Annotated in this window: 19 protein-coding genes; 3 read left to right on the top strand and 16 right to left on the bottom strand. The window is 59.0% G+C overall.

The features are described 5' to 3' along the window. Positions 1–20 precede the first annotated feature (20 nt). The 11 genes from J5M57_RS14080 to J5M57_RS14030 form a co-directional block, all read right to left on the bottom strand. A complete protein-coding gene (locus J5M57_RS14080) occupies positions 21–695 on the bottom strand; it encodes an NADH-quinone oxidoreductase subunit B (protein ID WP_003223809.1) in 675 nt (224 codons plus the stop codon). A 10-nt stretch (positions 696–705) separates the two neighbouring features. Further along, positions 706–1119, bottom strand: coding sequence for an NADH-quinone oxidoreductase subunit A (locus J5M57_RS14075; RefSeq protein ID WP_003223812.1), 414 nt, complete (start codon positions 1117–1119; stop codon positions 706–708). Between the two features lie 605 nt (positions 1120–1724). Further along, positions 1725–3050, bottom strand: a complete 1326-nt coding sequence (gene aceA, locus J5M57_RS14070) for an isocitrate lyase (protein WP_003223815.1) — start codon at positions 3048–3050, stop codon at positions 1725–1727. Between the two features lie 474 nt (positions 3051–3524). Beyond that, positions 3525–4262 (bottom strand): secretin N-terminal domain-containing protein, encoded by a 738-nt coding sequence (locus J5M57_RS14065; RefSeq protein ID WP_064587000.1) that lies wholly within the window; start codon positions 4260–4262, stop codon positions 3525–3527. A gap of 262 nt (positions 4263–4524) precedes the next feature. Continuing rightward, positions 4525–4950, bottom strand: a complete 426-nt coding sequence (locus tag J5M57_RS14060) for a GNAT family N-acetyltransferase (protein WP_025108996.1) — start codon at positions 4948–4950, stop codon at positions 4525–4527. Then, the gene (locus J5M57_RS14055) at positions 4943–6115 is read right to left on the bottom strand and encodes a cupin domain-containing protein (RefSeq protein ID WP_207849640.1); all 1173 of its coding nucleotides are present in this window, start codon (positions 6113–6115) and stop codon (positions 4943–4945) included. The genes J5M57_RS14060 and J5M57_RS14055 overlap by 8 nt, the downstream gene beginning before the upstream one ends. 86 nt (positions 6116–6201) lie before the next feature. Then, a complete protein-coding gene (gene purB, locus J5M57_RS14050) occupies positions 6202–7572 on the bottom strand; it encodes an adenylosuccinate lyase (RefSeq protein ID WP_003223822.1) in 1371 nt (456 codons plus the stop codon). Between the two features lie 127 nt (positions 7573–7699). After that, a complete protein-coding gene (hflD, locus tag J5M57_RS14045; protein WP_169840609.1) occupies positions 7700–8323 on the bottom strand; it encodes a high frequency lysogenization protein HflD in 624 nt (207 codons plus the stop codon). Beyond that, on the bottom strand, positions 8320–9444 hold the full coding sequence (gene mnmA / locus J5M57_RS14040) for a tRNA 2-thiouridine(34) synthase MnmA (protein WP_207849638.1): 1125 nt from the start codon (positions 9442–9444) through the stop codon (positions 8320–8322). The genes hflD and mnmA overlap by 4 nt, the downstream gene beginning before the upstream one ends. 59 nt (positions 9445–9503) lie before the next feature. After that, the gene (locus J5M57_RS14035; protein ID WP_064587004.1) at positions 9504–9950 is read right to left on the bottom strand and encodes an NUDIX hydrolase; all 447 of its coding nucleotides are present in this window, start codon (positions 9948–9950) and stop codon (positions 9504–9506) included. Positions 9951–10163: 213 nt separating this feature from the next. Then, entirely contained in the window at positions 10164–12389 is a 2226-nt protein-coding gene (locus J5M57_RS14030; RefSeq protein ID WP_207849637.1) for an NADP-dependent isocitrate dehydrogenase, read from the bottom strand. Between the two features lie 481 nt (positions 12390–12870). On the opposite strand from J5M57_RS14030, the gene icd reads away from it, so the two are divergent. Beyond that, positions 12871–14127, top strand: a complete 1257-nt coding sequence (gene icd / locus J5M57_RS14025; RefSeq protein WP_047601677.1) for an NADP-dependent isocitrate dehydrogenase — start codon at positions 12871–12873, stop codon at positions 14125–14127. A gap of 84 nt (positions 14128–14211) precedes the next feature. On the opposite strand, the gene J5M57_RS29080 is transcribed toward icd, so the two are convergent. Then, on the bottom strand, positions 14212–14523 hold the full coding sequence (locus tag J5M57_RS29080; RefSeq protein WP_169840606.1) for a cold shock domain-containing protein: 312 nt from the start codon (positions 14521–14523) through the stop codon (positions 14212–14214). A gap of 224 nt (positions 14524–14747) precedes the next feature. On the opposite strand from J5M57_RS29080, the gene clpS reads away from it, so the two are divergent. Further along, complete coding sequence (gene clpS / locus J5M57_RS14015; protein WP_027614670.1) at positions 14748–15131, top strand: ATP-dependent Clp protease adapter ClpS; 384 nt, start codon at positions 14748–14750, stop codon at positions 15129–15131. 30 nt (positions 15132–15161) lie between these two features. Beyond that, positions 15162–17432, top strand: coding sequence for an ATP-dependent Clp protease ATP-binding subunit ClpA (clpA, locus tag J5M57_RS14010; protein WP_207849636.1), 2271 nt, complete (start codon positions 15162–15164; stop codon positions 17430–17432). 997 nt (positions 17433–18429) lie between these two features. On the opposite strand, the gene infA is transcribed toward clpA, so the two are convergent. The 4 genes from infA to trxB all read right to left on the bottom strand — a co-directional run bounded on the left by infA (position 18430) and on the right by trxB (position 21228). Beyond that, positions 18430–18648, bottom strand: coding sequence for a translation initiation factor IF-1 (infA, locus tag J5M57_RS14005; RefSeq protein ID WP_002553999.1), 219 nt, complete (start codon positions 18646–18648; stop codon positions 18430–18432). A 112-nt stretch (positions 18649–18760) separates the two neighbouring features. Then, complete coding sequence (locus J5M57_RS14000; protein WP_207849206.1) at positions 18761–19468, bottom strand: arginyltransferase; 708 nt, start codon at positions 19466–19468, stop codon at positions 18761–18763. Between the two features lie 57 nt (positions 19469–19525). Beyond that, positions 19526–20206, bottom strand: a complete 681-nt coding sequence (gene aat, locus J5M57_RS13995; RefSeq protein ID WP_083366300.1) for a leucyl/phenylalanyl-tRNA--protein transferase — start codon at positions 20204–20206, stop codon at positions 19526–19528. A 62-nt stretch (positions 20207–20268) separates the two neighbouring features. Then, positions 20269–21228 carry a thioredoxin-disulfide reductase gene (gene trxB / locus J5M57_RS13990; RefSeq protein ID WP_169840604.1) on the bottom strand — a complete coding sequence of 320 codons (960 nt, stop codon included), beginning with the start codon at positions 21226–21228 and terminating at the stop codon, positions 20269–20271. Between the last annotated feature and the right edge of the window lie 64 nt (positions 21229–21292).

Below are 21292 nucleotides of genomic sequence, written 5' to 3'. Positions count from 1 at the left end.
TTTGTAAGAACAGATCTGGATCAGACTTCGTCAGGGCTGCGCAGGTTGGTGACTGCGATTCGCTGTTCGCGGCGCTGTTCCTTTTGCGAAGGCATGTCGGCGCGATAAACGCCTTGATCACCAACGACCCAGGACAGTGGGCGACGCTCCTGGCCAATCGATTCCTGCAACAGCATCAAGCCTTGCAGAAATGCTTCTGGACGGGGCGGGCAGCCAGGTACGTAGACGTCCACCGGCAGGAACTTGTCCACCCCTTGAACCACGGAGTAGATGTCGTACATGCCACCGGAGTTGGCGCACGAACCCATGGAGATAACCCACTTCGGCTCGAGCATCTGCTCGTAGAGACGCTGGATGATCGGCGCCATCTTGATGAAGCAGGTACCGGCGATAACCATGAAGTCGGCCTGACGCGGTGATGCCCGGATAACTTCGGCGCCAAAGCGCGCGATGTCGTGGGGCGCCGTGAAGGCGGTGGTCATTTCCACGTAGCAGCACGAAAGGCCGAAGTTGTACGGCCACAGGGAGTTTTTACGCCCCCAGTTGACCGCGCCACTCAGCACGTCTTCGAGCTTGCCCATGAAAATGTTTTTGTGAACTTGATCTTCTAACGGATCGGAAACGGTTTCCCGTTCGCCAATCGGATACTGCTCGTTAGGAGCATCGGGGTCGATTCTGGTGAGATTGTATTGCATTGCCAAAGCCTCATTGTTTCAGCTTCGCCTGCCGCTTGCGACGAGCTTCCGGAGCCCAGTCAAGGGCGCCCACTCGGAACAGGTAGACAAGACCTGCCAACAGAATTGCTATGAAAACGAGAGCTTCGACGAATCCGGTCCAGCCGCTTTCGCGGACGGACACAGACCATGCAAAGAGAAAGAGGGCTTCGATATCGAAGATCACGAACAGCATCGCGACCAGATAGAATTTGGCTGAGAGCCGCAAGCGGGCGCCACCGGTAGGTAGCATGCCCGACTCGAACGGTTCGTTTTTGCTGCGGCCCCAGGCTTTTGACCCGAGGAGGCTGGAGACCCCAAGCATGAAGGCACACAGGCCGACGACACCCAGAAGGAAAATGGCAAAGCCCCAGTTGTGGGCCATGAGTCCTGTCGCTTCGGGCATGCTGGTAATCCTTAACAGAGAGCAAAGGTCTCTGAGCTTGATAAAGAAAAAGGCAGTGACGATATGTCGCAGCAATCAATCGCGCTGATTTTATGGCTAAACACCCTGCAAGTAAAATTCCTATAGCGAAATTATTTATTGGAATAAGGACATAGCGCGCCTCCAATGCCCTGCAGCCCATGCGTAGCGGGCATTAGCCGGGTTTCTGCGAATTATGTTTTGTAGGAAATGTAACGAACATAGTTGCTGCTAAATGATAATTGATATCGTTTGGAGTGGTTTTGTAACTGTTTAGCGGTGCAGTAATCAGAAAGTTGTCTTATATGCCTGTTACTGCAAGTAGCGGTGGCGCCCGTTTTACCCGATTTTTGTGACGCGGATACCGTGCTGGATCAATGTTTTGCCCCATCGACCGTGTAGGAGCTGCCGAAGGCTGCGATCTTTTGATCTTCAAACCGAAAACAGAAGATCGCAGCCTTCGGCAGCTCCTACAGAGGGAATCTGCAGGCAAAAAAACGCCCCGAACCAGTCGGGGCGTCAGTCTTGCGGCTTTGCGGTTAGCTTTCTATACGATCCGCAAAGGCCGTTTGCTCAGGCGAAGCAGATCAGTGGAACTGCTCTTCTTCGGTCGAACCGGTCAGCGCGGTCACCGAAGACGAGCCACCTTGAATCACTGTGGTCATGTCGTCGAAGTAGCCGGTGCCCACTTCCTGCTGGTGAGCCACGAAGGTGTAACCCTTGGCGGCGTCAGCGAATTCCTGCTCCTGCAGCTTCACGTAGGCAGTCATGTCGTTGCGGGCGTAGTCGTGCGCCAGGTTGAACATGCTGTGCCACATGTTGTGAATGCCAGCCAGGGTGATGAACTGGTGCTTGTAGCCCATGGCGGACAGTTCGCGCTGGAACTTGGCGATGGTCGCGTCGTCCAGGTTTTTCTTCCAGTTGAAGGAAGGCGAGCAGTTGTAGGACAGCAGTTGGTCCGGGTATTCCTTCTTGATCGCTTCAGCGAAGCGACGGGCTTCTTCCAGATCCGGTTTGGCGGTTTCGCACCAGATCAGGTCGGCGTACGGCGCGTAAGCCAGACCACGGGCGATTGCCTGGTCCAGACCAGCACGCACCTTGTAGAAACCTTCCTGAGTGCGTTCGCCAGTCACGAACGGCTGGTCGTACGGGTCGCAGTCGGAAGTCAGCAGGTCAGCCGCGTTGGCGTCGGTGCGGGCCAGAATGATGGTCGGCGTACCGGCAACGTCTGCAGCCAAGCGAGCAGCGGTCAGCTTCTGGACGGCTTCCTGAGTAGGAACCAGTACTTTACCGCCCATGTGACCGCACTTCTTCACGGAAGCCAGTTGGTCTTCGAAGTGAACGCCGGCGGCGCCTGCTTCGATCATGCTCTTCATCAGCTCGTAGGCGTTCAGAACGCCGCCGAAACCGGCTTCAGCGTCAGCCACGATTGGCGCGAAGTAGTCGATGTAGCCTTCGTCGCCCGGGTTCTTGCCGGCTTTCCACTGAATCTGGTCAGCACGACGGAACGAGTTGTTGATGCGCTTGACCACGGTTGGCACGGAGTCCACCGGGTACAGCGACTGGTCCGGGTACATGGATTCTGCGGAGTTGTTGTCCGCAGCCACTTGCCAGCCCGACAGGTAGATCGCCTGGATACCGGCCTTGACCTGCTGAACAGCCTGGCCGCCAGTCAGGGCGCCCATGCAGTTGACGAAATCTTTCTCTGGGCGGAAGGACGGCTTGGCACCCTGGGTTACCAGGTTCCACAGCTTCTCGGCGCCCATTTTCGCAAAGGTGTGCTCAGGTTGAACCGAGCCACGCAGACGGACGACGTCAGCAGCGGAATAAGTGCGAGTCACGCCTTTCCAGCGCGGGTTTTCAGCCCAGTCTTTTTCAAGGGCTGCAATTTGCTGTTCGCGTGTCAGTGCCATGGAGATAAACCTCGTCGCGTCTTTATGAAAAGTTGTTCTGCGGTGGAAAATTCCTGCGCTCGCTGACCAGAAGCTTAGGTGGTCAAGTCGGATTCGGCGGGGTAGGCGACGGGATGAACGATGGGCTCGAGGGGAAGTGAGCAGGTAGTGGCGTACTGCGGGGCGCATTCGGGCGTCGTGGGCCTTTATACGAACTACAGCGTGAAGCCGGGTTACCTAATTACGCTTCCGTCCCTCGGGACAACTTCGTTCCAGTCGGCAACCTCGTCAAACACACCTTGTGGGCGGTACAGACACGAAGCGGTTCGCGGGGTAGGTGCGAACATCGCTTCGAAGGCCCTTGCCAGGGCCTCTGATTAGCGGGAGCGAGGCCATCATGCCTTCGCTTTTTTAACCCGTCAAACGTTTTGTAGTGCTTTTTTTCAAGCACTACATCTTTCGTCTAATACGACTAATCAGTCAGTTTTCGGTGCTTTAGTCCAAGGCGTCGACTTTCACTCGCAACGTCATGTCATCCCGGCCTTGAGTCGAGTAGCTGCGGCTCTGGCTCTGTTTGTCGGCCTGGGTTTCACGGTTTATGCCGGCGAGGGTGATCCATTCGCCGAGGCGTCCGCTGACCGTTGTGTCGGTACTTTGCACGTTCACTACATCGGGACGTTCCTGGCTCATGCGGTCACGGTTGGTACTGATCGCCAGGTGAACGATGTCGCCGGTGACGCTGGCGGTGACGTAGAAACCCTGGGTGACGTTGCGGTATTGGGTCTGGCTGCTGTAATCGCCGTAGGAATTGCTCTGGCTGCTGGTGATCGGCACGCTCTGGCCGACCTGAATCAGCGCCGGTGCGCCCTCACTGGCTTGAATCTGCTGAATGCCGCCGTCACGGCTGGCGGTGCTGTAGTTGATGATTCGGGTCTGTTGGTCGCCGGTGTTCTGCTGGTTGTTTTCGTTGGTGTCGACGGTGATCAGCAGGCGCTTGGGGGCGGTGTCGAGCTGGGTCACCAGTGCTTTGAGTTCCTGGATCTTGTCCGGCTCGGCCTTGATGATCAGCTGGTTGCCATAGGCGCTGACCTGACCGTCCTTGCCGAGAAAGTCTTGCGCCATGGGCAGCATGTCGGCGCTGGTGCGATACTTGAGGGGCACGATTTCTGTGGCTGCCATCACCGAGAGGCTGCAACCGAGCAGCAGGGTGGTGAGCAGGGTGCGTAGGGACATGTCCGTTATCTCCGCTTTCGAAAGGCTTGATATTGCCAGTTTGTCGGCCCGGGGTGGTGCAAGTTGAATCGTAGACAGCAAAACGCCCCGGCATCCGAAAATGGCGGGGCGTTTTGAGGGGGTTCACATACCGCTTTTTGTGGCGAGGGAGCTTGCTCCCGCTGGGCTGCGCAGCAGACCCCAGATTTTCAGGGCCGCTTCGCGCCCCAGCGGGAGCAAGCTCCCTCGCCACAGAGTTTCGCAGGGACGGAATCTCTGCCGGTCAGGCCGAATGCCGAACCATATCGACATGCGGAATCCCGGCTTCGAGGAATTCCTCGCTGACCAGGCTGAAGCCCAAGCGCTCGTAGAACGCCGTGGCCTGCACCTGCGCGCTGAGCATCTGCTGCTTCAGGCCGCGGGCTTCGGCTTCGGCGATGACTGCTTGCATCAGCGCATCGCCAACCTTCATCCCGCGCCAGTCCTTCAGCACCGAAACCCGGCCAATGTGCCCGTCGGGCAAGAGGCGGGCGGTGCCGATCGGAAAGTCGCCTTCGAACGCCAGAAAATGCACGGCGGTCGCGTCGTCGGCGTCCCACTCAAGCTCGGGTGGCACCGATTGTTCGGCGATGAACACCGTTTCACGAATGCGCCGGATCTCGGCGATGTCCTTTTGCCAGTCTGCGACACGTACGCGAATCTTATTCATCGGCGAATCCCAGGCTGCCCTGTTTGACCAGCTCGCACAGCAGGCCGCGACCGTCTTCGTCGTTCAGCCACTCGCCGAGGTTGTCGACGTGCAGCGCGTCGGCGGCGCAGATCAGCTTCAGCAGCTCACGCAGCTTGCCCGGCAAGTAACGGCTCTGGCCGCTGGCGAACAGCAGCAGGTCGTCATCGATTTCCGACCACGCCAGGCGGGCGCTCGGGTTGCGGATCAGTACGGCACCATCCTGCAGGGCCACGAGGAAGTCGTCTTCTTCAACGTCTTCCGGGCCGACCACCAGTTCCGGGTAGCGCGGCTCGGTCATGTACTGGCCGAACCAGGTCAGCAGCAGGCGCTCGTCGCTCATGTGTTCGGCGAGCAGGCTTTTCAGGCGGCCGAGTGCGTCGTGCTGGATCTGATGTGGATCATCGCTGACCGGCTTCGCATCGGCGTCGGTGTAGCGTTCTTCGTCAGTCAGGAACTGGCTGAGGAAGTCGGTGAAGTGGGTCAGCACTTCCGAGGCGCTTGGCGCACGGAAACCAACCGAGTAGGTCATGCAGTTGTCCACGGCGACACCGCAGTGAGCCAGGCGCGGCGGCAGGTAGAGCATGTCGCCCGGCTCCAGGACCCATTCTTCGGTCTCGTGGAATTCGGCGAGGATGCGCAGGTCCGCGTGTTGCAGCAGCGGGCTCTCGGAGTCGCACATCTGGCCGATTTTCCAGTTGCGCTTGCCATGACCTTGCAGCAGGAACACGTCGTAATTGTCGAAGTGCGGGCCGACGCTGCCACCCGGGGCGGCGAAGCTGATCATCACGTCATCGACGCGCCAGCTCGGCAGGAAGCGGAAGTTTTCCAGCAGCTCGCTGACTTCCGGCACGAATTGATCGACGGCCTGAACAAGCAAGGTCCACTCTTTTTCCGGCAGCTTGCTGAATTCGTCTTCGGCGAACGGGCCCCGACGCAGTTCCCACGGACGCTCGCCGTGCTCGATCACCAGGCGCGACTCGACCTCTTCTTCCAGAGCCAGGCCCGCCAGTTCGTCGGCGTCGATCGGGCTTTCGAAGTCAGGAATGGCCTGACGGATCAGCAGCGGTTTTTTCTGCCAGTAATCGCGCATGAATTCGCGCGCCGTGAGACCGCCCAGAAGTTGAAGAGGAGTATCAGGATTCATGTGTAACCTATTGAAAAAAAGCATTTTTCAGACGGGAATAAAAACGCCCGGCGCGGCCGGGCGTCTCAAACGGGTCAAGCGGTGAATCAGATGCGTTTGGCTTGCGCTACAGCGTTACCGATGTAGTTGGCCGGGGTCAGTTGTTTCAGCTCGGCTTTCGCTTCGGCTGGCATGTCCAGGCCGTCGATGAAAGTCTGCAGCGCTTCAGGGCTGATGCCCTTGCCGCGGGTCAGTTCTTTGAGTTTTTCGTACGGGTTTTCGATGTTGTAGCGGCGCATCACGGTCTGGATCGGCTCGGCCAATACTTCCCAGCATGCGTCCAGGTCAGCGGCAATCTTCTGCTCGTTGAGCTCCAGCTTGCTGATGCCTTTGAGGCTCGCTTCGTACGCGATCACACTGTGCGCGAAGCCGACACCGAGGTTACGCAGTACGGTGGAGTCGGTCAGGTCGCGCTGCCAGCGGGAGATCGGCAGTTTGCTCGCCAGGTGCTGGAACAGTGCGTTGGCGATGCCCAGGTTGCCTTCGGAGTTTTCGAAGTCGATCGGGTTGACCTTGTGCGGCATGGTCGACGAACCGATTTCGCCGGCGATGGTGCGCTGCTTGAAGTAACCCAGGGAAATGTAGCCCCAGATGTCACGGTCGAAGTCGATCAGGATGGTGTTGAAGCGTGCGATCGCGTCGAACAGCTCGGCAATGTAGTCGTGCGGCTCGATCTGCGTGGTGTACGGGTTGAAGCCCAGGCCCAGCTCGTCTTCGATGAAGGCGCGGGCGTTGGCTTCCCAGTCGATCTGCGGGTAGGCCGACAGGTGTGCGTTGTAGTTGCCCACGGCGCCGTTGATCTTGCCCAGCAATGGCACGGCAGCGACCTGAGCGATCTGACGCTCGAGACGGTAAACCACGTTCGCCAGTTCTTTGCCCAGGGTGGTCGGCGAGGCCGGCTGACCGTGGGTGCGCGACAGCATCGGCACGTCGGCGAAACGGATCGCCAGTTCGCGGATGGCGTTGGCGGTCTGACGCATCAGCGGCAGCATCACGTCGTCACGGCCTTCGCGCAGCATCAGGGCGTGGGACAGGTTGTTGATGTCTTCGCTGGTGCAGGCAAAGTGGATGAATTCGCTGACCTTGGCCAGCTCCGGCAGCTTGGCCGCCTGCTCCTTGAGCAGGTATTCGATCGCCTTGACGTCGTGGTTGGTGGTGCGCTCGATCTCTTTGACGCGCTCGGCGTGCTCCAGCGAGAAGTTTTCAGCCAGTTCATTGAGAACGGCGTTGGCCTCGGCGGAGAAGGCTGGCACTTCCGGGATACCGGCGTGGGCGGCCAGGCGCTGGAGCCAGCGCACTTCAACCAGGACGCGGGCACGGATCAGGCCGTACTCGCTGAAAATCGGGCGCAGGGCCTGGGTTTTGCCGGCGTAGCGGCCGTCAACAGGGGAAACCGCAGTGAGCGAAGAGAGCTGCATGGGGTGTTCTCGGACAGTCGGGCAACGAAATGGGGCGCGTATCATACATGAAAAAATCCGCCGGTCCGTTGCCAACTGACCGGCGTATTACGCGCTACAGACTACAAAACTTTTATTGCGCGACGATTTACTCGCTGCGCATCAACGGATACAGCTCTTTGAGCAGCTTGCGCCGGCTGATCACCAACTGCCAGCGGTGGCCGCCGAGCTGTCGCCACAGGCGTGCCGAGCGGATGCCGGCCAGCAGCAGGGCGCGGATCTTCGAGGCGTTGCTCGGTTGCTGCAGGTTGCGCATGTCGCCATGCACCTGAATGCGTTGGCGCAGGGTGCTCAGGGTGTCCTGATACAGCGCGCCGCACGCGGCGATCACATTCTCGTGGGCCGGGCCGAAGTGTTCGACCTGCGACTGGATCTGCGGCAGGCGCTTGCCGATGGTGTCGAGCATGTCGTTACGCTTGGCCAGCTGGCGTTCAAGGCCGAGCATCGACAGCGCATAACGCAATGGCTCGCGCTGCAAGGTGCTCGGGTCGCGCTCCAGCGCGCCGATCAAGGCGCGATAGCCTTCGCGCAGGTTGATGTCGTCGCCGCCATACACGTCCAGTGTGTCCTTCGGGTCGCGTACCAGCAGGCTGCCGAGCATGCAGCTCAGGCCGGCCTCGCTGGTCTGACCGGTCTTGGCGATCCGGTCGACCAGCACGGCAGCGAGAAACACGCCGCCCAGCGCCGTCAGTTGCTCCTGAGTCGGGCTCATGCCTGGCCGCTCCACGGCTCGGCGACTTCGATCACGCCGCCACCGAGGCAGATTTCACCGTCATAGAACACCACGGACTGGCCCGGCGTGACCGCGCGTTGCGGTTCATCGAACACCGCGCGGTAGCCGCTGGCGGTTTTTTCCAGGGTGCAGGCCTGGTCGCTCTGGCGATAACGCACTTTGGCGGTCAGGCGCAGCGGCTGGCTCAGGTCGATCGGGTTGACCCAGTAGATTTCCGAAGCGAGCAGGGCGCTGGAGAACAGCCACGGATGGTTGTTGCCCTGGCCGACGATCAGTTCGTTGGTGTCCAGATCCTTGCGCAGCACGTACCACGGCTCGTCGCCGGCATCTTTCAGCCCGCCGATGCCCAGGCCCTGACGCTGACCGATGGTGTGGTACATCAAACCGTGGTGACGGCCGATGACTTCGCCTTCGGTGGTCTTGATCTCGCCCGGTTGCGCTGGCAGGTATTGCTTGAGGAAATCACTGAAGCGGCGCTCGCCGATGAAGCAGATCCCGGTGGAATCCTTCTTCTTGGCAGTGGCCAGTTCGTATTTCTCGGCAATGGCGCGCACTTCCGGCTTTTCCAGTTCGCCGACCGGGAACAGGGTCTTGGCGATCTGTTCGCCGCCAACGGCGTGCAGGAAGTAGCTCTGGTCCTTGTTCGGATCGAGGCCCTTGAGCAGTTCGGTGCGGCCGTCGATGTCGCGGCGGCGCACGTAGTGGCCGGTGGCGATCAGGTCGGCACCAAGCGTCATGGCGTAGTCGAGGAACGCCTTGAACTTGATCTCGCGGTTACACAGGATGTCCGGGTTCGGCGTGCGACCGGCCTTGTATTCGGCGAGGAAGTGCTCGAACACGTTGTCCCAGTACTCGGCGGCGAAGTTGGCGGTGTGCAGCTTGATGCCAATCTTGTCGCACACGGCCTGGGCGTCCGCCAGGTCGTCCATGGCGGTGCAGTATTCCGTTCCGTCGTCTTCTTCCCAGTTCTTCATGAACAGGCCTTCCACCTCGTAACCCTGCTCGATCAGCAGGAGAGCGGAAACGGAAGAGTCCACGCCGCCGGACATGCCGACAATGACGCGCTTCTTGGATGTGTCAGAAGGGGCTGGATCACGCATAGGGATTCAATGAGTGTCTTGAAAAAGGACGCGATTCTATCAGGCTCACGGCCTCAAGGCTAAAGAGAAGGGCGGATCAGTTCGAGACTGAAGTGATGGCCGGCCAGATAATCGTCGATGCAGCGGATGATCAGCTCACTGCGCCAGTTGTCGCGCTGGGCGATTAATTCGCTGCGGGTCAACCACTTGGCGCCGACGATGCCGTCGTCCAGTTGATAGTCCGGGTGGTGTTTCACCGCCTTGGCGCTGAAGCACACGCGCTGATAAGTCACGCCGTTACTCGGTGCGGTGTACAGGTAGATGCCGATCACGCCGGTGGGCTCGACGTCCCAGCCGGTTTCTTCGAGTGTTTCGCGCACGGCAGCTTCGATCAGGGTTTCGTCCGGGTCGAGATGGCCGGCGGGCTGGTTGAGCACGTTACGCCCGGCCTTGTGCTCTTCGACCATCAGGAAACGGCCGTTGTCTTCGACGATGGTGGCGACGGTGATGTGGGGGAGCCATTCCATAAAACTTCCTCAATTCTGGGATTGAAATGCAATCCCCTGTAGGAGTGAGCCTGCTCGCGAAAGCGGTGGGTCAGTCAATGAAGATGCTGAATGGTATACCGCTATCGTCGGAACGCCGCCCGGAGCAGGCTCGCTCCTACAAGGGAATTGTGTGAATGCTGGAAACACAAACCCCGGCGCAGGGCCGGGGTTTGTGATGTTCCCTTTACAACCTTAAACCAGCGCAGCAATCGCCGCGTTGAAGGTGGCGCTTGGGCGCATGGCCTTGCTGATCAGCTCGGCATCGGCGTGGTAGTAACCACCGATGTCCACTGGCTTGCCTTGAACGGTGTTGAGTTCGGCAACGATGGTCGCCTCGTTCTCGGTCAGGGTTTTGGCCAGGGTCGCGAACTGCGCTTGCAGTGCAGTGTCTTCGGTCTGGGCGGCCAGGGCTTGAGCCCAGTACAGCGCCAGGTAGAAGTGGCTGCCGCGGTTGTCGATGTTGCCGACTTTGCGCGATGGCGACTTGTTGTTGTCGAGGAACTGGCCGGTGGCCTGATCCAGGGTTTTCGACAGAACCAGTGCTTTCGGGTTGTTGTAGTTCACACCCAGATGCTCGAGGGACGCTGCCAGCGCGAGGAATTCGCCCAGCGAGTCCCAGCGCAGGAAGTTCTCTTCAACCAGTTGCTGCACGTGCTTCGGAGCCGAACCGCCGGCGCCGGTTTCGAACAGACCACCGCCGTTCATCAGCGGCACGATCGACAGCATCTTGGCGCTGGTGCCCAGTTCCATGATCGGGAACAGGTCGGTCAGGTAGTCGCGCAGTACGTTGCCGGTCACCGAAATGGTGTCCTTGCCTTCGCGGGTGCGCTGCAGGGTGTACTTCATCGCGTCGACCGGCGCCATGATCTGGATGTCCAGACCGCTGGTGTCGTGATCCTTCAGGTAAGCCTGAACCTTCTCGATCACTACGCCGTCGTGGGCGCGCATCGGGTCCAGCCAGAAAATGGCCGGAGTGCTGCTGGCACGAGCGCGGTTGACGGCCAGTTTGACCCAGTCCTGGATCGGCGCGTCTTTGGTCTGGCACATGCGGAAGATGTCGCCGGCTTCAACAGTCTGTTCCATCAGCAGGTTGCCCTTGCTGTCGGTGACGCGAACCACGCCGTCAGCCTTGATCTGGAAGGTCTTGTCGTGCGAGCCGTACTCTTCGGCTTTTTTCGCCATCAGGCCAACGTTTGGCACGCTGCCCATGGTGGTCGGATCGAACGCGCCATTGGCTTTGCAATCTTCGATCACGGCCTGGTAGATGGTCGCGTAGCAACGATCCGGGATCACCGCCTTGGTGTCGTGCAGTTGGCCGTCGGTGCCCCACATCTTGCCGGAGTCACGGATCATTGCCGGCATCGAGGCGTCGACGATGACGTCGCTCGGCACGTGCAGGTTGGTGATGCCCTTGTCGGAGTTGACCATCGCCAGCGATGGGCGCGCGGCGTAGACCGCTGCGATGTCCGCTTCGATCTGAGCTTGCTGCTCGGCCGGCAGGGCCTTGATGCGCGCGTACAGATCGCCGATGCCGTTGTTCAGGTTGAAGCCGATCTGGGCCAGCACGTCAGCGTGCTTGGTCAGCGCGTCTTTATAGAACTCGGCAACGATCTGGCCGAACATGATCGGGTCGGAGACCTTCATCATGGTCGCTTTCAGGTGCACCGACAGCAGCACGCCTTGGGCCTTGGCGCTGTCGATTTCAGCAGCGATGAACGCACGCAGGGCGTTTTTGCTCATCACGGCGCAGTCGAGGATCTCGCCGGCCTGAACGCTGGTTTTTTCTTTCAGGACGGTCGCAGTGCCGTCTTTGGCGATCAGCTCGATTTTCACAGCGTCAGCGGCGTCGATCAGGGCAGCTTTTTCGCTGCCGTAGAAATCGCCGGTGCTCATGTGAGCCACGTGGGACTTGGAGTCTTTGGCCCAGGCGCCCATTTTGTGCGGGTGCTTGCGAGCGTAGTTTTTAACCGACAGCGGAGCGCGACGGTCGGAGTTGCCTTCACGCAGAACCGGGTTCACGGCGCTGCCCTTGACCTTGTCGTAACGCGCCTTGGCTTCTTTTTCGGCGTCGTTGGTCACGGTTTCCGGGTAGTCCGGCAGGTTGTAACCCTGGGCTTGCAGCTCTTTGATCGCCGCTTGCAGTTGAGGCACCGAAGCACTGATGTTCGGCAGCTTGATGATGTTGGCTTCAGGCGTAACGGCCAGGTCGCCCAGTTCAGCGAGGTGGTCGGCTACGGCTTTGTCGCCCAGTTGCTCGGGGAAGCTGGCCAGGATGCGTGCTGCAAGAGAGATATCGCGGGTTTCCACGGCGATATCGGCCGAGGCGGTGTAAGCCTCGATGATCGGCAGCAGGGAATAGGTGGCGAGGGCTGGAGCTTCGTCGGTGAAGGTATAGATGATCTTCGAGCGGGTGGGCATATTCGGATTAACTCTCTCTTCTTTGCTAAAGCGTGCGCAGAAACTCGAGGGGCGCCGGGTAAGCGCGTTCGTTCAAAGTCATCCATGAACCGAATGTCGAGATTCTTCGCGGTGATGTTGGGTGCATCAGTAGAGCGTCAAGCAGTCGGACTGCGGTAACAACCCGACCAATCAGGCGGAAAGTCTCGTGCTAGAGAGGCCAGCCGTCGTGACCCTTTGGTCAGCGGGCGGCATTATACATAGGTAGCTGGCAATCTGCCGATGGTTCATATGCAACGATTCTCGTCCATTGGTCTAAAGGTCGCAGGGCGGGGTGGGGCGTAGAGTCGTCGGGAATGCTTGAGTTTGGCGCTTTTCCCTTTGCTTTCAGGCTTGTACGAAACCAGATGTGTCCGCGCCGTGAACAGAGGGTTTGCGTGTTGATTTAACTGGGTTACGCTCGAACCAAGCCAGATGTTCAATCCAAACAATGGAGTTCAGCATGGGTTACAAGAAGATTCAGGTTCCAGCCGTCGGCGACAAAATCACCGTCAATGCAGACCATTCTCTCAATGTTCCTGATAACCCGATCATCCCCTTCATCGAAGGTGACGGCATTGGCGTCGACGTCAGCCCAGTGATGATCAAAGTGGTTGATGCTGCCGTGGCCAAGGCCTACGGGGGCAAGCGCAAGATTTCCTGGATGGAGGTTTATGCTGGCGAAAAGGCTACCCAGGTCTATGACCAGGACACCTGGCTGCCCCAGGAAACCCTGGATGCCGTCAAAGATTACGTGGTTTCCATCAAGGGCCCGCTGACCACCCCGGTCGGTGGTGGCATCCGCTCCCTCAACGTAGCCCTGCGCCAGCAACTCGATCTGTATGTGTGCTTGCGCCCGGTGGTGTGGTTCGAGGGTGTACCGAGCCCGGTGAAAAAGCCCGGCGACGTCGACATGGTGATCTTCCGCGAGAACTCCGAAGACATTTATGCCGGTATCGAATGGAAGGCCGGTTCCCCTGAGGCCACCAAGGTCATCAAGTTTCTGAAAGAAGAAATGGGCGTCACCAAAATCCGTTTCGACCAGGATTGCGGTATCGGCATCAAGCCTGTTTCCAAGGAAGGCACCAAGCGTCTGGTGCGCAAGGCCCTGCAATACGTGGTGGACAACGATCGCAAGTCGCTGACCATCGTGCACAAGGGCAACATCATGAAGTTCACTGAAGGTGCCTTCAAGGACTGGGGTTACGAGGTGGCGAAGGAAGAATTCGGCGCCGAACTGCTGGATGGCGGTCCGTGGATGAAGTTCAAGAACCCGAAAACCGGCCGTGAAGTCATCGTCAAGGATGCCATCGCCGACGCCATGCTCCAGCAGATCCTGCTGCGCCCGGCCGAATACGATGTCATCGCCACGCTCAACCTCAACGGCGACTACCTCTCCGACGCCCTGGCGGCTGAAGTGGGCGGTATCGGTATTGCGCCGGGTGCCAACCTGTCCGACACCGTGGCCATGTTCGAGGCGACCCACGGTACCGCGCCGAAGTACGCCGGCAAGGATCAGGTCAACCCGGGTTCGGTGATTCTGTCGGCCGAGATGATGTTGCGTCATCTGGGCTGGACCGAAGCGGCTGATCTCATCATCAAGGGCACTAACGGCGCCATCAAGGCCAAGACCGTGACCTATGACTTCGAGCGTCTGATGGACGGCGCCACGCTGGTGTCGTCTTCGGGCTTCGGTGAGGCGATCATCAAGCACATGTAAGTCGTGCAGGTAAAAAAAACCGCCTGACTCAAATGTTGAGTCAGGCGGTTTTTTATTGCCAGGAGTATTAGGGAGGCAGTCAGCTCATGCTTTGGCAGTCGCGGCAGCGGCAGCGGCAGCAGCAGCTGCGCCGACAGCAGCACTTTCAGCGGCGCTGGATGGTTCGGTGATGAGAGCCTTGATGCCTACGGCATGCAGTCCCTTGGGGCCTTGAACAATATTGAAAACCACTGATTGCCCGGCCTTGAGGGTCTTATACCCGTCCATCTCAATGGCGGAATAGTGCGCAAAGAAATCAATGTCTTTGCCATCCTCGTCACGTCCTTCGCGGGCATCAGTATTGATGAAGCCGAATCCCTTGGCATTGTTGAACCACTTGACCTTGCCGACAGCCATGCTCAAATCCCTCTGCAACAGACTCCATCGCTGGAGTATCATCCAGGACATCCGCAATCTAATCCGTTAAAAGGATTGACTCCGCGGATCTTTTTTACCCACTGTGGGCTCTATTGGTTGTAACACCGTTTTCCCGATAGTCAAGGTGACCGGGCAGTCGGAGTTGAAAAGGTGCACAGCCGCCCCCACCACTGTATTTGCACAACTGACGAACCTTTCTTTCCATGCATGCAATCAGCCAGATTCGACTAACATTCAATCAGGATCGCCCGCTTCTCCAAAAGGATCATCCAGAGGAGCACGACGACGATTCGGCAGGCGTTGCTGTTCAGGAAGCAAAGCCTGCGTTACAGGCGCCGCCGATGTACAAGGTGGTTTTGTTCAACGATGACTACACACCGATGGATTTCGTCGTCGAAGTGCTCGAGGTGTTTTTTAACCTGAATCGCGAGCTGGCGACCAAGGTCATGCTGGCCGTTCACACAGAAGGACGGGCAGTATGTGGAGTGTTTACCCGCGACATCGCCGAGACAAAGGCCATGCAGGTCAACCAGTACGCCAGGGAAAGCCAGCATCCGCTACTCTGTGAAATCGAGAAGGACGGTTAATCGCCGACCACTTGGGTATGAGGTGAAGCTATGTTAAACCGCGAGCTCGAAGTCACCCTCAATCTTGCCTTCAAGGAGGCTCGTTCGAAGCGTCATGAATTCATGACCGTCGAACACCTGCTGCTGGCCCTATTGGACAATGAGGCTGCCGCCACCGTATTGCGTGCCTGCGGCGCAAACCTCGACAAACTCAAGCACGACCTGCAGGAGTTCATCGACTCCACCACGCCATTGATCCCCGTCCACGACGAGGATCGCGAAACCCAGCCAACCCTGGGCTTCCAGCGTGTACTGCAACGTGCTGTTTTTCACGTACAGAGCTCGGGCAAACGCGAAGTGACTGGCGCCAACGTGCTGGTTGCAATCTTCAGTGAGCAAGAGAGTCAGGCCGTGTTCCTGCTGAAACAGCAGAGCGTTGCGCGCATTGATGTCGTCAACTACATCGCTCATGGCATTTCCAAAGTGCCGGGGCATGGCGATCACTCTGAAGGTGAACAAGATATGCAGGACGACGAGGGCGGTGAGTCTTCTTCTTCAGGCAATCCTCTGGATGCTTATGCCAGCAACCTGAACGAACTCGCGCGCCAGGGTCGTATCGATCCGCTGGTCGGCCGCGAAATGGAAGTCGAGCGGGTCGCGCAGATTCTCGCGCGCCGGCGCAAGAACAATCCGTTGCTGGTGGGCGAGGCGGGCGTGGGTAAAACCGCGATTGCCGAAGGCCTGGCCAAGCGTATTGTCGACAACCAGGTGCCGGATCTGCTGGCCAACAGCGTTGTTTATTCGCTTGATCTCGGTGCTCTGCTCGCGGGCACCAAGTATCGCGGTGATTTCGAGAAGCGCTTCAAGGCGCTGCTCAATGAACTGAAAAAACGTCCGCAGGCGATCCTGTTCATCGACGAAATCCACACCATCATCGGTGCGGGTGCTGCGTCCGGTGGCGTAATGGATGCCTCGAACCTGCTCAAGCCGCTGCTCTCGTCTGGTGACATTCGTTGCATCGGCTCGACCACGTTCCAGGAATTCCGCGGCATCTTCGAGAAGGACCGTGCTCTGGCGCGGCGCTTCCAGAAGGTCGATGTCGTCGAGCCGTCGGTGGAAGACACCATCGGTATCCTGCGCGGCCTGAAAGGGCGTTTCGAGCAGCATCACAACATCGAATACACCGATGAGTCGTTGCGTGCCGCCGCTGAGCTGGCGTCGCGCTACATCAATGACCGGCACATGCCGGACAAGGCCATCGACGTGATCGACGAGGCGGGCGCCTACCAGCGTCTGCAACCGGTCGAGAAGCGTGTGAAACGCATTGACGTGCCGCAGGTTGAAGACATCGTGGCGAAGATCGCGCGGATTCCGCCGAAACACGTCACCAGCTCCGACAAGGAACTGCTGCGCAACCTGGAGCGTGACCTGAAGCTGACGGTGTTTGGTCAGGATGCCGCGATCGATTCGTTGTCGACCGCGATCAAACTGTCCCGTGCCGGCCTCAAGTCGCCCGACAAGCCGGTTGGTTCGTTCCTGTTCGCCGGGCCTACCGGTGTCGGTAAAACCGAGGCTGCACGGCAACTGGCGAAGGCGTTGGGCATTGAACTGGTTCGCTTCGACATGTCCGAATACATGGAGCGTCACACCGTATCGCGTCTGATCGGTGCGCCTCCAGGCTATGTCGGGTTTGATCAGGGCGGTCTGTTGACCGAGGCGATCACCAAGCAGCCGCACTGCGTATTGCTGCTCGATGAAATCGAGAAGGCGCATCCGGAAGTCTTCAACCTGCTGCTGCAGGTGATGGACCACGGTACGCTCACCGACAACAACGGGCGCAAGGCGGACTTCCGCAACGTGATCATCATCATGACTACCAACGCCGGTGCCGAGACTGCAGCGCGTGCTTCGATCGGTTTCACTCATCAGGACCACTCGTCCGATGCGATGGAAGTGATCAAGAAGAGCTTTACGCCTGAATTCCGTAACCGTCTGGACACCATTATCCAGTTTGGTCGCCTCAGTCATGAGGTCATCAAAAGTGTGGTGGACAAGTTCCTTACCGAACTGCAGGCGCAGCTGGAAGACAAGCGTGTGTTGCTGGAGGTTACCGATGCGGCGCGCAGCTGGCTGGCGGCCGGTGGTTACGATTCGGCCATGGGCGCACGTCCGATGGCGCGTCTGATCCAGGACAAGATCAAGCGTCCGCTGGCGGAGGAGATTTTGTTTGGCGAGCTGGCCGAGCATGGCGGTGTGGTGCACATCGACATCAAGGATGGTGAGTTGACGTTTGACTTCGAGACCACGGCTGAGATGGCCTGACGGCTTGATGTTGATTGGGGAGGCGCCTTCGGGCGCCTTTTTTGTTTTTGGGGTTTTTGGGTTTTGGGTGAATATCCGTTGCTGCGGTGATGGCTTATTACGGTTTCGCCCTTACGGCGACTCACTTTTTTTCAAACGCCAAAAAAAGTAAGCAAAAAACGCTTGCTCCTACGTTCGGCCCGCTCGCTGGGGCTCGGGGTTCCTTCGCTCCGGGATCGATCCGGGCGCAGCGCCTACGGTTTGCTTCGCTGCACCTCCTCTCGCTGTGTTTGGCTTCGCCAAACGGTCGCTGCGCTCCCACCCCCGGATCAATCCCTCCACTCAGCCTTCCGACGTCGCCTTGCAGATCAAAAGCTGCAGCCGAGCTAACGCTCATCCTGTTGAGTGGTGAAAAGCGGGTGTTCGACGTTAGTTTTGTGTTGGGTTTGCCCCTCATCGGAGCGCCGCCCGCCCAGCCCTCTTCCGAGGGAGAGGGAGCCGATTTTCGGGCTTTTCAAAACTTGAGTTCGACTCGGTATTTCACGTCGGCGTACCTCTACCAAACCACTCGGACAGTTCCCTCTCCCTCCGGGAGAGGGCTAGGGTGAGGGGGCTCTTGATCTCGCTTTTGATCTGGCTTCGGCTTTTGATCTTTTGCCCCATCGGCAGGCCGAGTGGAGGTGTTCATCCGGGGGTAGGTTCGCAGCGCCGTGCGGCGAAGCCGCATTCATCGAGAGGAGGTGCAGCGAAGCAAACCGTAGGCGATGCCCCCGGATGGACACCGTAGCTCGGGAGCCCCGAGCCCCGGCGAGCGGGCCGTATGCCAGGGGCAAAGCCTTTTGGTTCCTTTTTGCTGGGCCGGCACTCCGGCGTTTGAAAAAGGGACTCGCTGTAAGAGCGAAACCGCCAGCGGCAGCACCCGCAAAAACGGATATGCCCCCAAACCCAAACCCAGCCATTCCCCAAAACGCACATACAAAAACGCCCGGCATAAACCGGGCGTTCTGTATTGACTTGATTAACGAGCGCGGTAAGTGATGCGCCCTTTGCTCAAGTCATAGGGCGTCAGCTCGACGCGCACTTTGTCACCGGTAAGAATACGAATGTAGTTCTTGCGCATCTTGCCGGAAATATGCGCGGTTACGACGTGCCCATTTTCCAACTCCACACGAAACATGGTGTTGGGCAGGGTGTCGACGACAGTGCCTTCCATTTCGAAGCTGTCTTCTTTCGACATGCAGTAAAGCCCTCGGTATCCAATGAATGGCCCGGTGCAACTGCGCCAGGCAAAAGCGGCGTGCATTGTGCCCGAAAAAGGGGGTTCAAGCCAAGGGGTTTAGGGTTTGCGATTAGTTAAGGATTACCCAGCGCTGATTAATCAGCAATTCGATGGGGCGATATTGGGTCTTGTAGTTCATCTTTTTGCAGTTCTTGATCCAATAACCGAGATAGACCGCCTCCAGCCCCAGTCGCTGGCTTTCGGTGATTTGCCACAGGATTGCGAAACGGCCCAGGCTGCGGCGCTCCTCCTGAGGTTCGTAAAAGGTGTAGACCGCCGACAGGCCGTTGGGCAGCAGGTCGGTCACCGCGACGGCCAGTAACCGTCCGTCGAGACGAAACTCATAGAAGCGCGAGAAGGGCAGATCGCGCACCAGAAAGGTCGAGAATTGATCGCGGCTTGGCGGGTACATGTCGCCGTCGGCATGCCGCTGCTCGATGTAACGCTGGTACAGCTCGAAATATTCTTCGCTGAAATGCGGTTTTACCGGACGCACCTGCAGATCGGCATTGCGTTTGAAAATGCGTTTCTGCTGGCGGTTGGGGTTGAACTGCGCCACCGGGATGCGCGCAGGCACGCACGCATTGCAATTCTGGCAATGGGGGCGATACAGATGATCGCCGCTGCGACGAAAGCCCATTTCCGACAGGTCTGCGTAGACATGCACATCCATGGGCTGGCTCGGGTCGAGAAACAGCGTCGTCGCCTGTTCCTCGGGCAGATAACTGCAGGAATGGGGTTGAGTGGCATAGAACTTCAAGCGCGCCAACTCGGTCATGATCAACCCTCGGGATAAGCTGGTGAATTAAGTGTAAGCCACGCGCGCAAAAGTCGCTCAGCAAACCCAGGTGGCACGACTGGGTTGATCCAGGTGGCGGGCCAGATAGTCAGCGAATTCGCGGCGGGGGATCGCGCGGGCGCCCAGGCTGTGCAGATGATCGGTCGGCATCTGGCAGTCAATCAGGACGAATCCGGCGTCTTTCAGATGCTGTACCAGCGTGGCAAAACCATATTTGGAGGCGTTGTCGGCACGGCTGAACATCGATTCACCGAAAAACAGCTGCCCCATCGCCAGGCCGTACAGGCCGCCCACGAGTTGGCCCTGGTCCCAGACCTCGACCGAGTGGGCGAAGCCGCGGCGGTGCAGTTCCAGGTAGGCGTCCTGCATGGCTTCGGTGATCCAGGTGCCGTCGGCGTAATCCCGTGGCGCGGCGCAGGCGCGAATGACCGCGTCGAAATCCTGATCGAAGGTCACCTGATAGCGTTCCTTGCGCAGCAGTTTGCCGAGGCTGCGCGAGACATGCAGTTCGTCGGGAAACAGCACGGTGCGCGGGTCCGGCGACCACCAAAGGATCGGCTGGCCTTCGGAAAACCACGGAAAACAGCCGTGACGGTAGGCCTGCACCAGACGATCGGCAGACAGGTCGCCACCGGCAGCCAGCAATCCATTGGGATCGCGCATGGCCTTTTCCAGAGGCGGGAAGGTCAGGGAATTGCGTTGTAACCAAGTCAGCATGGCGTCCAGGCTTGCAGAAGGGGAGGGCGGTGCGGGCGTCAGGCCCGCGATAAAGTGTGCCGTTAAATGACAGGAATGTCGTCCAGATACTTCTCCGCGTCCAGTGCTGCCATGCAGCCGGCCCCGGCCGAGGTCACGGCTTGGCGGTAAACGTGGTCCGCCACATCGCCGGCCGCGAAGACGCCGGGGATCTCGGTGGCGGTGGCATCGCCGTCACTGCCGCCCTTGACCCGCAGGTAGCCGTCACGCATCGGCAACTGGCCCTGGAACAGATCGGTGTTGGGTTTGTGGCCAATGGCGATGAACACGCCGGCCAGCGCCAGTTCGCTGGTTTGCCCGGTGTGGCTGTCGCGCAGGCGTGCGCCGGTCACGCCGCTGGCGTCGCCCAGCACTTCGTCGAGATTCTGGTTCCAGTGCAGGCGGACATTGCCATTGGCGGCTTTTTCGAACAGCTTGTCCTGGAGGATTTTCTCCGAGCGCAGTTTGTCGCGGCGGTGAATCAGGTGCACTTCCTTGGCGATGTTCGACAGGTACAGTGCTTCCTCGACCGCGGTGTTGCCGCCGCCCACCACCGCGACCACCTGATTGCGGTAGAAAAAGCCATCACAGGTCGCGCAGGCTGAAACGCCTTTGCCGGCGAAGGCTTCCTCCGAAGGCAGGCCCAGGTACTGCGCCGAGGCGCCGGTGGCGATGATCAGTGCGTCGCAGGTGTAAGTGCCGCTGTCACCGATGAGCTCGAAGGGGCGCTGCTGCAACTTGGCGGTGTGGATGTGGTCGTAAACGATCTCGGTGGCAAAGCGTTCGGCGTGTTTCTGCATGCGTTCCATCAGCACCGGGCCAGTGAGGCCTTCGACGTCGCCGGGCCAGTTGTCGACTTCGACGGTCGTGGTCAGTTGGCCGCCAGCCTGCAGGCCGGTAATGACCACCGGTTTGAGGTTGGCGCGGGCGGCGTATACGGCAGCGCTGTAACCGGCAGGGCCGGAGCCGAGAATGATCAGGCGTGAATGCTTCGCTGCGTTCATCAAATACACCTCATAAGCCTTTGTCACAAAAGACAATGCATGCTCAAATTGAACCGCAGGATTT

Origin of the sequence: Pseudomonas sp. 86_A (assembly GCF_017491705.1) — a bacterium.
GTDB classification, from domain to species: domain Bacteria; phylum Pseudomonadota; class Gammaproteobacteria; order Pseudomonadales; family Pseudomonadaceae; genus Aquipseudomonas; species Aquipseudomonas koreensis.
Note: the sequence above shows the minus strand (reverse complement) of the source record. Positions and strands in the feature narration are given on the sequence as shown.